Raw genomic sequence first — 11,040 nt, 5'->3', positions numbered from 1 at the left:
GCCGTGTTCGAAGACACCCGTCATTCTTCCGGTAACGAAAGGCGATATATTTTGTACGGAAGAAGCTTGGAAGGAAGGGTCTTGATGACGGCGTTTGCCCTGCGAGCGTCAAAGATCCGCATCATCAGCGCACGAACGGCTTCAAGAAAAGAACGGAAGATTTATGAAGAGAGAAAAGAAAAAACTTAAACCCATCACGGATTACGACGAATTCGACACGTCCGAAATGATCGATCCGTCGAAGCCGCTTAAGCTTCAGGACCTGGGACTTAAGCTTCCCAAATCGCCGCCTACGCAAGTCATTTCCATCCGTCTGCCCACGCACCTCCTCAACAAGATCCGAGCCATCGGATCCCAACGTGACGTTCCATATCAAGCCTTGATCAAACTATTTCTGGCCCAATCCGTGGAACGGCTGAAGGAAAAACTCGCGTAATGGGACTTGAGGATCGCTAACATAAAGATTCTCGCGTCGATCGTACTTCTTTTCGGCGGATTCTCGGAGACCGCATCGGCTCACCATCTCTTAGAAGAGCATCCGCTGGCTTCCGATCCGGCCTTTCCCTGCCCGAAGGAAATCGCTCGGCGCGTGGATTTCTGGGTCGACGTTTTTCACAAGTTTGGGACCGACCAGGTCGTTTTTCACGACACCGACCAACCACATCGGGTCTATTCCGTCCTGACATCGACGGCCTCGTGCACGCGGCGGCGCGAACCCGCCGCGATCAAAAACGAGCGGCAACGAATTCGCACCATACTTCTCTCAATCGCCGATCGCTGGGGGAGCGGAAACAACTGGAATGAAGACGAGTTGCATTTCGTCGGTTTGTTTGACGGGGCAACACCGCAGGAGATTCGGGATGCGGCCGACAACATCCGCTGTCAGCAGGGGAATCGGGACCGATTCTTGGAGGGCCTTCGGAGATATGGGGCCTATCGGGACCTGATCACAGCCGCTTTGCGGGAAGCGAAACTCCCGGAAGATATCCAATACCTTCCTTTCGTTGAATCGTCCTACGATCCGCGCGCATATTCCCGCGTAGGCGCGGCGGGGCTTTGGCAGATCATGCCGAGAACCGCGCGACTGTTGGGCCTCAAACTGAACGACACGATCGACGAGCGATTCGATCCGATCCTCGCCACCAAAGGCGCGATTCGGTACTTCAAAGATTCCTACGACGAGATGCACGCCATCGTCGAAGCCTCGTTCACGGAAAAGAACGACGTTTCCCTCGGCCCGTTCGTCATCACGTCCTATAACTACGGCACGGTCGGAATGCGCCGCGCTCTGAAACAAATCGGTCCCGACTACATCAAAGTGCTTACTGATTACAGCGGCCGAAGATTTCGCACCGCGGTGAAAAACTTTTATTCGACATTTCTCGCCGCTCGGCACGTGGCGAAATACGCACAAATGTATTTCCCGGGAGTCCATTACGATCCACCCCTTTCGTATGAAACTGGCCGGATGAGCCAGGCGGTTTCCGTGCAGCGCCTGTCCGACCATCTAGGCCTCGATCCCCAGACAATCAAAGAGCTGAATCCTTCACTGACTCGCCGCGTGTGGAAAGGCCGCCGACTGATTCCGAAGGACTACGAACTCCGCCTCCCCAAGAGCGGCAAGAATTGGGACGTTCTCGTCGCCTCGCTCAACGCATTGCCGGCCGAGCAGCTTGAATTCAGCGCCGAATCGTATCGTGTGGAACGGGGCGACACCCCCTGCGGTATCGCCAGAACATTCGGCGTTTCCTGCGCGGATTTTATCGACGCCAACGACCTGGGTCACCGCCCGATGGTCCGAATCGGCCAGATTGTCTCGGTCCCCGGGAAGAAACCGCAGCCGGCACCGGCCAGCGCGGGAACTGTCGTAGCGGCGGTCGCAACGCCCAACCCGACACCATCGCCTTCGCCCTCTCCGGCTGCGCAAGTGGCTGCGCTTGAACCGTCGATCCCGCAAACCGCTCCGCTGTCGACGGAAGAGATTGGAGAGACCTTCGGCATCGATGAAGATCTTTTTGTGACGGAGAAAAAAGAGAAGGACAAAACCATCTATACGATCCGTATCGAAGCCGAGGAAACGCTCGGCCACTTCGCCGAATGGCTCAAACTAAGCCGGACACAACCGCTTCGAACGCTCAATGGAATCAAATCGAGCAAAGATGTCCTGATCGGCCAGGAGATTCGGATTCCGGTCCGCAACGACGAAGAAAAGAAAGAATTCGAACGCCAGCGGATCGAATACCATCAGGTCCTGGAAACCGAATTTCATCAGCATTACAACATCGTCGGGGAGGAAGAATACGAGCTCAAAGCCGGGGATAGTGTCTGGACGATTTCAAAAGACCAGGAAACTCCCATTTGGCTGCTCAAACGTTTGAACCCGAAAATCTTTTCCACGCCTCCGCATGCGGGAGTGAAAATTCGACTACCCCTTTTAGAGGAAAAGAAACCGACCAACGGGACGAACGATCTCGCCCCCTCGCCTATCCCCGCCCCGGAAGCTTCCCCGTAGTATACGATTGAAGCCAAGGCTGGTTTGCAATCTTTGTCTCAAATATGAGTCGATCGGTCTTTCGGAAATCGCCGGTCAGTGGGTTTACATTAGCTGCGTCACGCTCTTTCAACTGATCCGTTCCCACTTCCAACAAGAGGCCTATCTCAATTTTTTGGACGCGATCGCGCAAAAACTTGAAGTAATCTCCCTCGGATGGAGTTCCGTTGTTAGCGTAAATCGGCGGTTGATAGGGATATGTCGGTGGCCCAACTGTGGAACCTGACCAAAGTCGTTCCCACGGCTTTTCTCCGTTGGCCGTATCACCCCGTGTGAAGTATCGGATTTCCATACAAAGAACTTTATCTTCTAATATCACCGGTACGGTCGGATCGGCGAACATCGATGTGGAGGAAGCTTTTGTTCTTCCCACGAGAACATAACGCTGATCGAATTTCTCGTTGGCTACAGGTGTGCACAATTGATCCGCAGACTGGTCCAGTTTGGCCAGAAACGTTCCCGATCCGGACCCGGTGATTTTGCTACTCACAGGATTTGCCGGATCGGAGGCGATCCACAGTTCGTATTTTTCCGAGTCTTGAACAACGTCGTTCTTGCAAGCAGAATTGGACGGAGTACAGCCCTCCTGAAGAACGTTGTCATTCGACGTGTAGTCGAGTTCTATAGCGCTGATCATCGTAACGCCAATCCGCTTATCCCAACGGAGCGGATCGGCGGGGTCCACGACATAGGGAACCACTCCCGGATTGAAACCCAAGTTTCGCAACATTCGATTGAGCTTAAGCTGCAACGCCGTCGTTTCACGCGATTTGTCGGTCGTCTTCAACGTTTGGGCCGTGACACGCGAAACCCGGTTCATAAATTTGTAGGCTCCGAGCAAAACAATCGTCAGAACCAGAAGAGAGATCATGAGCTCTATCAATCCGAAACCGCTCTGGCGTTTTTTATGGACGCGCAAGAATATCCTCCTGGTAAGCCGGGCCCGGAATGACCAAGATCGGTGCCTCTCCCAATTCAACTTCGCGATTGTCGCGATACACACAAAGACCGCTGGTTGACAGTATGTTGATGTAGGGTGCGTAAACACCTCCGAAGATATCGATTCCCGAAGGCCGCGTGCCGCTCGCTGTCGGTGACAAATAAGGAATGTCGCCCGGAGCGGCACTCGTACAGCGCTGATCGTAGCGGCCGGTGTCCGTCACCCTTTTCAGCAAATCCAGACTGCGATTATTCGATGTATTCGAATAGAAATTAGCACCCGTAGGGCTGTCCGGATTCGGTACCCCAGATGGCAGGTTATATTTGTCATCAAAACTCCCCAGTCCCAGAATTGTTCCGCCGGCATAGAGCTTCGCGGCAATGTAATGTGCGCGGTTGACATAATCCGGATCAAACGAATCATGTTGAAGCTGCGGATTCGCTGGGACTATCGTTCCGCCGGCTAATTGACGAAACATATCCGTTGAAATCCATCCATTCCGAAACAGGTCACTCTGAGCCCCATTGATCGGCGGGCCACTTTCGAAATCCGGATCCGTCACCACCGCTCGCCCTGGGGTGGCTGGGCCCGGCGTTGTGTCCGATGAATTGCGGACGTAGCCATAGCCCGCTTGGCTCGCGGTTCCTGACTCCTCCGCGAAGGCGAAATTATACACTTGGTCCACCAGGGACGAGCCGGCCGGCAAAAGACCGATCGCTTGGGTATTGCAGTGAACTTCAAATCCTCGGCTGGACTGTTCGGCACATGTGTCTCGCTGGACTTGAAAGCTGCTCCCTCCAAGATTCCGAGGCGTCGAGCTTGGGCGATAGCCGTCCGGCACTATGAGATCGCCGACTCCGTCCCCCGTCATATCGATGTTGAAATAATTGAGTTCGGTATTAGCGTACGTCATCGCATGAGCGAAATTATTGCTGTTGGCCAGGTTGCCGACAATGATGTGACCGTTCGCCATGAGAGCCAGCTTGTCGAAGACACTTCCAACGGCACAGCCTACGCCGCCTAGGGGACAGCCGGTGCTAGCCTGCCATCCACCGGCCAGACGAAAACCGTTCGGGTAAGCCCGATCGGACCCAGGAATCGATGGCGCTATGATTTCAGGCGGACCGTTCGCCACATTGATATCGTTCAAGATGTAAATGTTTCCGGTCGCGAAAAGCGTGGCATCCATAATTCCGCTTGGCGCCTTAAAGGCCCCTTGACCATTCCCCGCGATGATGAGGTCGCCATCAATGACGAAAGTTCCGGAAGCCTCGATCGAACACCCGGCATCGGGTTTGAGAACAACGTTTGAGTGATCGATATGGTCGCTGGTTCCGTCGTTGTCCAATACGTTTGTAGGGGTGAACGCGTCCGTCGTACCTGTATTTCGATCGATGCAGTTTCCGGTAGCTGCCAATGTGCCGTTAGCGATTCGTTGTAACGCAGGCGTTGGCATGGCGCCGTAGCGATCCCTTCCAACGATTGCGGTTTTGTAAATCGAATTCACAGTTGGATCCTGGTTGATCAGGACATCGTCCGGGAGGGGACCATTATTGGTGTCTCCCGTCGCGCCGTCGCCGTCATCGACGACTAAACCCGGAGCCGGAGGAGGTGAAACTTGTGGGAAGAGCCGCGAACCCAGTTCAAGATTCGTTACGACGCCTCCCACCTGCATATTCGCGTAGAAGGCATTCAAGGCGACGTTGTTTGTTTCGCGGTCGAAGCGGAGAACGGTGGCCTGAGATAAACACGGGTCTTGCTGACCGAAGAGACCCGAAAACAGCTTCTTACAACTCCAATGGAGCATCCCGAATTCGCCGATATTGAAGTAATAGGAATCAACCGGCCCAAGATCCGCGCCGGTGACGGATGCATGTTTGTGCGGGAACATCGCCGGATCGAGAATCTGCGCCACGGAACCCTTTATGAAGCCGCTCATCAAGCTCATTCGTGAAATGACGTTCGCGTACATGGGTATGGCTGCGGGCGCGGAAGGGGATGGTGCGACCAACAAAATGTCGGCTCGAACGACTACCTTTTTGCCGCTCTTGCTATCGAACGCCTCCACTTGTACTTCAATCTGATGGCCAAAATCATTTATCCCGTCATTCAAGATGTCGACTTCGCCGGAGGTTCTGGGCGTGTCGGAAACATACTTTGCCGTCCACTGGTTGCTTTCATCCGAAGTGCAATTGTTCGAAGTGAGGCAAGGTTTAAATACGCCGACGGCAGGACTCTGTTCCCCCTCCCATTTGAAATCAGCCGCGTACTCCTGGACTTGGCAATCGACATTCTCCGCATTCTGCAGCCGATATCCGTGATAGCAGGTCCCTCCAATCAACCAGCCGTGGCACGAGCCTGGAGCTGCGCTTCCGTCGCAGAGAGGCGTGTGATCCGCAGCGACGACAAATTTCTTCGGCTCGTCGTTCGCCCAATCCCAATCGTCACCGTCGGGACTCTTGGCGGGTAGATTCATTCGGTCGTGCATCCGCTGCTGAATGATTTCCAGGGCCGAGCGGGCCAGATTATCCAGACTCATTTTTTGCGAACGGTTTCCGGCGATTTTCTGTCCGAGGATAGAGCCTTTGAGGGCCATCACGCCGATCACCGTGATAACCACAAGCGCGAGAATCACCACCATGAGAGCCATTCCACGATTGGGCGCTTTCCGGCGTGAGCTGAATTGCATAAATGAGCGCATCCCCATCATACAGACAGCCTTAGAAGAGCAACCCGCGTACCAATGAAGATTTCTTGTAAATTCGATGTGTTAGGAAGGTCTTTTATTTTCAGCCGGATCTGATTTGGGCCATGCTTCAGCGGACCAAATTCAACCGCCAGCGAAACAGCCAAAAACCCTTTTGTTTCAAGCCATTGGGCGTGCAATTTTTTTCGTGCCCGGTTCGCAAAAATTGGAATTTCAAATTTTATTTAACCTATTGAATTGTAATGCTTAACCGTTGCCTCCATCGCTTGCTTGCGGGACTCCCGAAGTAAGAACTCCCATTCCAGCGAGCAGAACGAAGGTTACGGCCGGTGCCTCAACTGTTCCAGAACGGTCTGAAGTTCTGCGGCCACCGGGTTTTCAAAGCAGTGCGGCGACGGATCCGAAGGAATCGGTACTTTGATTTCTGTGGCGTGAAGAAAATGCCTCTTCATTCCAAGAGAATCCCGAGACCGCTCTTGTGAAGTTTGGTAGAGACGGTCGCCTGCGAGAGGATGGCCGATCGAGCTCAAGTGAACACGGATCTGGTGCATTCGCCCGCTCTTGGTTTGCACCTTCAGAAGAGTGTACAGGCCGAAACGCTCGATCGGTTCATATAATGTCAGGGCGTCTCGTGGGCGCGAGCGGATTTCGGTCCCCTCTTTGACGGCCACCATTTTTCGCGGGTTCTTCGGGTGATGGGCCAGCGGCGCCCGAATTTCACCCGGTTGTTCGATGTCTCCCAGAACGAGCGCAACATAGGTTTTTTGAATTTTCCGCTCGTCAAACAGCTTGCGTAAGACACGAAACGTTTCCTGCGTGCGCGCAATCAGGAGCAGCCCTGACGTGTCGGTATCGAGCCGATGGACGATTCCGGGACGAAGGCGATCGTCGCCGACATTTCCAATCGCAGGAAAGCGGGCCAACAACGCATTGGCTAAAGTGTTCCGATCGGAAAAATCATTGGGATGAGTGGGGAGTCCCGCCGGTTTATCGACCACAAGAAAATCGGAAGACTGCCAGAGGATATGCAAGGGAATGTCGGGACTCGGTTCGATCTCCCGCTCCTCCGGCCGCGCAAAAGAGTCCATGTCGACCCGATCTCCTTCGTTCAGCAGATGCCCTTTTCGAGCTTTGATTCCGTTCACACGTACGATCCCCTGGACGATCAGATCTTGAATGTAGGAGCGAGAAATTCCGGTCAACTGATCGGCCAGAAAACGATCCAGACGAAGCGGAGACGTGCCCTGGAACACCCACGATGTCGCTTCGGCGGGCATCGCGCTCACACTACGCGAATGGCCCTCGGACGCAATCTGCTATAAAGTAGTGAAATGCGTTTCACGGTCGCCGCGGCCTTCACCCTGTTTCTGTCTTTCTCCTTTCCCGTTCCGACTCCCGGTTTCAGTTTTGCGGCGGAGCAAAAGAAGGCGACTCCGGCACCGAAACCAACGCTCACGGAGGAAAACACCGACGTCGAAGTCGATTCCGAACCCGAGGATGACGTGGAAGAGGAAACTCTGCCGGAGGAGGAAGAAGCGGCGCCGGAACCGAAGACGGAAACCAAAGAGTCCGAACCCGAACCGGAAACCCCCGCAGGGGCCGCGGGCGCAGACGGCGCCGCTGCAGCGACGGAATCGGCCACGCCGCCGATCGAAGGACCGCCCGAGAAAAAACTTCGACCGGAACAGGAAGGCCCAAAAATGCTCTCCGAGAGAGGGCGCTGGTATTCTGAATTCAAGGAGGTCTCTCTCGCCGTCCGTCCGGGTTATGCCGATGTTACCGATCGCCCGGCGGGATTTGACAGCTCGGCGTTCGCGATCGGCGCGCACGTCAGTTACTTCATTCTAAAAGAGGTGGGGCTCCATGTTCCCTACACGTTTATTCGTTTGAACGACGAAGACGTACACAGTGTCGGCGGAGGCCCGGTGGTTCGGTACCTGAATTGGAAAATGTTGCGCGGCCAGATCGACGCCAATGCGCTTTATATTCGAGCTCTCGGCGGCAATCATTTCGGCTGGAGTACCGGAATTGATTTTACGGTCGGGTTCCCGAACGCTTTATTCAAACCATACTTGGGTCCTTTTTTCCGGGTGGAAAGCGCTTATCTCCCGGGACCGAATCTGCGCACACTGATCATCGGTCTGACGATCACGCTCACCGGATATTCCGACATCGACTAGTGAGCGCTTGCCGTTTTCGCTTCAAAAGGATCGTCTGCGCGAAGTGCCTTTTCGCGGCGGCAAAACGATCCGAATGCAGGTCGGCTTCTTGCTGGATGAGAACGGCACGCAAAAGATTCGATACAGCCGATCGCAAGAACTGATTCGCGCCCGATATCGAATCACGCTTCAGTACGTCGAAGATGAGGAGCACACGCCGTACGTGGTGGACGTGATCCGTTCCAAGGAATCCGGCGGCCTCGATATCCGCCCGGAAAACGAGCCGGTCCGTGAAGTTTGGTTGAAAAGTGAGGAGCCGAGGTATAGGGAACTATGCGACGCGTTGGAAACCATTTATCGCCAGGACATTGAAGAGGGAAATGAGGAGCACGACACCACAACCGCTTAAAATTACTTGGTATTTTCTATGTTCCCGATTGACCGAAGGGAATCGAACGCGATATCATAATAGGAATTCTCCTTAACGATGTTTTCTCGTTTCCCGGCGTTACCTCCGCTTCTCGGCGTTACGCTCGCGATCTTGATCGCAGCCACGCAATTGGGCCATTCGCTCGAGGGAAGCGCCAAAATCGAGTACCTCATGAGGGAACTCGAGCACGGCTCGGATTATAAGGTCCGCATGGCGGCGGCTAATGCGCTCGGGAAAGTCGCGGACGGTACGGTCGCCGACTGGATGATCCGAGCTTTACGGCGGGAAGACCATCCCGCCGTTCGTTTAGCCACGATCTACGCCGTCGGACAAATCCCCGACCATCGTGTCATCGCTCCGGTTCTTGAACTCGCGCACGAGGAATTGCTTTCCCAGGGCGAAATGCTCGCTGTGGAGCGCGTGCTTTGGAATTTGCGTCCGGCCATCCACCTTTCTTCTTGGATCGATTACATGCTGAGTGCGCCCGAGCGCGGGGACCGAGCCATGGCCGCTTGGCTGGTCGGCGTCACGGGTGACGCCAGCGCCCTTCCCGCGCTGCGACAGGTGTTGAAGGACGGATCGGCGCATGTTCGAAGTCGGGCCGCGCAAGCCATCGGGCGAATCGGCTCTGTTCAGGGGAAAATAGATTGCCAGCGCGCCGCCACGAAAGACCCCGATGCGTCTGTTTTGCAGGCCGGCCGGCAGTGCCTGACGTTGATCGGACTGCAGCAGTCGGGGCGAATTCCCCAGGGCAACTGGCATCGGGTGAATCTCAAAGTCGACCTTTACGGGATGCAGACCGGTGTCGTCACGCCTGAAACGTACAAAAATTATCTTCGAAAGAATGTGAACCCGCGGGCCGTCGATGTCGCCGTCGCAACCCTCCGCGCCAGTCAGGCGGAGATCCGAGAGGATCGATCGGTCCACTTGATCGAACATGAGCAATTATTGCGGACCTTCCGCCTCGACGCCACGATGTTGACGTCCTATATTTTCGAGCCTGCGGATCTCGGCCGGCTTCGACAGGCGGTTCGGGAAGAAACGCCGAGGATCAATCGTTGTTATATCGACGCCGTTCGAAAAAACCGGAAGTTGCGCGGAAATGTCACGGTCGAGTTCCGTGTGTTAAACAGCGGCCGCGTTTCGAACGCGTCGGTCAAGAATGCCACTCTCCAGGACATCGCGATCCAAAATTGCATCGTCGACGAAGTTCAGAAAATCCCGTTCCCCCAAATCCCGGTTCGCTATGTGAAGATGCAATATACGTTTTCGTTCACGCCGCCGAAGGACGAAAAGTTCGAGTTCGCCGGCCAGGAAGCCACAAAAAAATAATCATCAGCTTAATAGCGAACGGCTGAGTTCAAGACAACGATCCATTTTGGTGGGATCGTTTTTGGCTTCCGAAATCGCCCGTTGAAGTTCATGAAGCTTGCTTCGCTGCACGTCCGTTCTGGCTTTGAGTATGTTGATGACGCCCGAAATGGACTCAAAGAATTCGTGGAATTCATCCTTGGAACGAATGCTGTCCATCGGTTTGATATCACCGGATTTCGCCATTTCCTCCAAATACCGTTGGACGCGATAAACCGGCCCGGCGATGCGGTGCGTGATCAGAATTCCCAGGACAACGAGGCTGATCACCTGAAGCAGAAAAAAGCCGGCGAGATAATAAAGGATGTAGGCGTCCTGGGTCCGCACCATGTCCTGCAGATCGAGGTTTTGAATCTGCAAGACTTGTGTGATGGCCAAATCCTTTTGATAAAGCTTGTAGCCGAGAATTCCGTAGACCACGGCGGAAAGAACCACGATGAGAAGCGTGTACTTCATCTGAAATCGCGGATCGATCAGATACCGCCGCCCGAAAAGTCCGGGCTTTCTTTCGCTCATTTCAGGGGCCATACAGAGGTGGTTGGGCGTTCGCTTCCATGACCAAGCGGGGAGAAAAATAATAATGGAAGATCTCTTTGGCGAGTTCCGAGGGCCTGACTTTCCATTTCGTTTCGCTCACGATCACCATCCCGATCGCCACCCTTCGGTTGGGGCTTTGCGCGTATCCGATGAACCATTCGTGCTTGCCGCGTGGGTTCTTCCCCGTTAATGACCCTGTTTTCCCACCGACCTCCAAAAGCCGCAAGATTTTGTCGCGCTCGCGTCCCCGGAAACCTTTTCGCGCCGTTCCATCGGCGACGGTCTGAATCATCATTTTCCGAAGTTCTTTGGCCGTTGTGGGTGTAATCGGCTTCCGCCACACGC

General features: G+C 54.5%; 11 protein-coding genes. 6 read left to right on the top strand and 5 right to left on the bottom strand.

Translation table 11 applies throughout. The features are described 5' to 3' along the window. From VI895_09830 to VI895_09820, 3 genes are all read left to right on the top strand, one after another. The coding region (locus tag VI895_09830; protein HLG20095.1) for a BrnT family toxin at positions 1-189 on the top strand (189 nt) is incomplete at its 5' end. Next, entirely contained in the window at positions 164-436 is a 273-nt protein-coding gene (locus VI895_09825) for a CopG family antitoxin (GenBank protein HLG20094.1), read from the top strand. The genes VI895_09830 and VI895_09825, both read left to right, overlap by 26 nt. A 6-nt stretch (positions 437-442) precedes the next feature. Continuing rightward, positions 443-2,512, top strand: coding sequence for a transglycosylase SLT domain-containing protein (locus tag VI895_09820; GenBank protein HLG20093.1), 2,070 nt, complete (start codon positions 443-445; stop codon positions 2,510-2,512). Here VI895_09820 and VI895_09815 read toward each other — a convergent pair. From VI895_09815 to VI895_09805, 3 genes are all read right to left on the bottom strand, one after another. Continuing rightward, positions 2,484-3,470, bottom strand: coding sequence for a prepilin-type N-terminal cleavage/methylation domain-containing protein (locus tag VI895_09815; GenBank protein ID HLG20092.1), 987 nt, complete (start codon positions 3,468-3,470; stop codon positions 2,484-2,486). The two genes, VI895_09820 and VI895_09815, sit on opposite strands and share 29 nt — an antisense overlap. After that, the gene (locus tag VI895_09810; GenBank protein HLG20091.1) at positions 3,457-6,180 is read right to left on the bottom strand and encodes a pilus assembly PilX N-terminal domain-containing protein; all 2,724 of its coding nucleotides are present in this window, start codon (positions 6,178-6,180) and stop codon (positions 3,457-3,459) included. The genes VI895_09815 and VI895_09810 overlap by 14 nt, the downstream gene beginning before the upstream one ends. A gap of 338 nt (positions 6,181-6,518) precedes the next feature. Beyond that, positions 6,519-7,475, bottom strand: coding sequence for an RluA family pseudouridine synthase (locus VI895_09805; GenBank protein HLG20090.1), 957 nt, complete (start codon positions 7,473-7,475; stop codon positions 6,519-6,521). Positions 7,476-7,529: 54 nt separating this feature from the next. On the opposite strand from VI895_09805, the gene VI895_09800 reads away from it, so the two are divergent. From VI895_09800 to VI895_09790, 3 genes are all read left to right on the top strand, one after another. After that, positions 7,530-8,378: a hypothetical protein gene (locus tag VI895_09800; GenBank protein ID HLG20089.1), complete on the top strand. Its 849-nt coding sequence runs from the start codon at positions 7,530-7,532 to the stop codon at positions 8,376-8,378. 7 nt (positions 8,379-8,385) lie between these two features. Next, the gene (locus VI895_09795) at positions 8,386-8,766 is read left to right on the top strand and encodes a hypothetical protein (GenBank protein HLG20088.1); all 381 of its coding nucleotides are present in this window, start codon (positions 8,386-8,388) and stop codon (positions 8,764-8,766) included. Positions 8,767-8,844: 78 nt separating this feature from the next. After that, positions 8,845-10,119: a HEAT repeat domain-containing protein gene (locus VI895_09790; GenBank protein ID HLG20087.1), complete on the top strand. Its 1,275-nt coding sequence runs from the start codon at positions 8,845-8,847 to the stop codon at positions 10,117-10,119. A gap of 3 nt (positions 10,120-10,122) precedes the next feature. On the opposite strand, the gene VI895_09785 is transcribed toward VI895_09790, so the two are convergent. Together VI895_09785 and VI895_09780 are read right to left on the bottom strand one after the other, a co-directional pair. Beyond that, a complete protein-coding gene (locus VI895_09785) occupies positions 10,123-10,674 on the bottom strand; it encodes a hypothetical protein (GenBank protein ID HLG20086.1) in 552 nt (183 codons plus the stop codon). Between the two features lies 1 nt (position 10,675). Then, positions 10,676-11,040, bottom strand: a 365-nt coding sequence (locus VI895_09780; protein HLG20085.1) for a penicillin-binding transpeptidase domain-containing protein, incomplete at its 5' end; no start/stop codon positions are given.

The sequence above is a fragment of the Bdellovibrionota bacterium genome, assembly GCA_035292885.1.
Classification (GTDB): Bacteria; Bdellovibrionota_G; JALEGL01; order JALEGL01; family DATDPG01; genus DATDPG01.
The sequence above is the reverse complement of the archived record's forward strand: the minus strand, read 5'-3'. Positions and strand labels throughout refer to the sequence as shown.